Genomic DNA, 542 nt, shown 5'->3' on the forward strand with positions numbered 1-542 from the left:
ATGACAGACAATGCGGGCGCTAGGGTTGTGGCGGGCGGTGAAGCAGCGGGTCAGTTCGATGAAGCCTGCGCTTACGTTAGGCAGACGACGGGTGCGCGTTGCGCTGCAGTCGTCATCATCGACGGCGATGCAGGCTCGGGGTACTCCGTCGTAGGACCGCTTGACGCACAAGTCCTCTTGCCCGATATCCTTGAGCAGATAGCATCAACCTTGCGCGGGCAGCTGTTCAAAAATCTGCAATGAGAGGACGGCTGCACGCTGGCAACCTACTCCTCCACAACAGGAACGGAGGCATTTATGTGCTACTCGGCTCAAATACAGGCTGACTATCGGAAATTCGTGCGCACATTCGGCGCCGTGATGGACATCGACGAGTTCGCGCGCTTGTTTTTTGAGCGCGCGGAAGGCGTTAGCAAGGCTAAGATACCGAAGGCGATTGAAGACTCTTTTGCCGAGCCGCAGACTGACGCCGAGCGCGAAATCAAAGCACTCATCGACCGTTTCAATGCTGGCCAAGTGACCAAACTTGAACAGGACCTGTT

1 protein-coding gene and 1 pseudogene are annotated in these 542 nt (G+C 56.5%); both read left to right on the forward strand.

What is annotated here, in order from left to right; translation table 11 throughout:
- Positions 1–243: hypothetical protein (locus tag P0D73_RS46675; protein ID WP_408320179.1), on the forward strand; the 243-nt coding region annotated here is incomplete at its 5' end.
- Between the two features lie 54 nt (positions 244–297).
- Positions 298–542 (forward strand): annotated as a pseudogene (locus tag P0D73_RS46680) (SOS response-associated peptidase family protein); the annotation flags it as partial.

The sequence above is a fragment of the Paraburkholderia sp. RL18-101-BIB-B genome (assembly GCF_046026985.1).
In the GTDB taxonomy this organism is placed as follows: Bacteria; Pseudomonadota; Gammaproteobacteria; order Burkholderiales; family Burkholderiaceae; genus Paraburkholderia.